We start from the raw sequence: 621 nt of genomic DNA, 5'->3' as shown, positions 1-621 counted from the left end.
GTTTCGAGCGGGAGTTTGATCTCGCAGAGTATGGCCTCCTGGAACGAGGAGGAGGTGCTCGATGACAGCACGAGGAAGGGCGGCGAAGGCGGAGCAGGAACTGAGCGAGCGTCAGCGTTACTGGCTGAATCATCTCCAAACGGCCGAAGCCAAAGGCGAGCAGCTCAAGACGTACGCGAAGCGTCTGGGCCTGTCGGAGCACTCGATGTACGAGGCGAAGCGTCGGCTCCGGAAGTCCGGAGTGATTGCACCGGCCTCGCAACAGAAAGTGCCGCCCCCGGAGTTCGCGCGGGTCGTGGTCGGCGAGCTGAGCCGCTCGTGCTCGCTTCAAGTTCGTTTTGCGAGCGGTGCGGTGCTGGAGTGGAGCGCCGGAAGGCGAAGCCCTTCGCAAGCTGATTGGCCTGGTCTCGTGATGGGTCCGAGCGAAGCGGTGGCGGTGTTGCTGTATCGCGATCCGGTGGACATGCGCAAGTCGATCAACGGTAAGCGGTGGACGAACCGCATCCCCGATCAGGAGTTGCTGATCCTCGCGCGATCAAGATTCTGAGGGAGCAGAGCATCGAGTTGGTCCTTCGAGGTGAGCGTCGGTAGCACTTCGAACAGGTGCGCCAGGTAACGACT

Annotated in this window: 1 protein-coding gene; it reads left to right on the top strand. The window is 62.0% G+C overall.

The window, feature by feature from the left end; translation table 11 throughout:
* Positions 1-61: 61 nt before the first annotated feature.
* Positions 62-547: a transposase gene (locus tag GY725_25155; protein MCP4007481.1), complete on the top strand. Its 486-nt coding sequence runs from the start codon at positions 62-64 to the stop codon at positions 545-547.
* The last annotated feature ends 74 nt before the right edge of the window (positions 548-621 follow it).

The sequence above is a fragment of the bacterium genome, assembly GCA_024226335.1.
Lineage (GTDB): Bacteria > Myxococcota_A > UBA9160 > SZUA-336 > SZUA-336 > JAAELY01.
Note: the sequence above shows the minus strand (reverse complement) of the source record. Positions and strands in the feature narration are given on the sequence as shown.

Coding starts and splice junctions, on each gene's coding strand:
- GY725_25155 (MCP4007481.1), top strand. CDS start 62: ATGACAGCACGAGGAAGGGCGGCGAAGGCGGAGCAGGAACTGAGCGAG.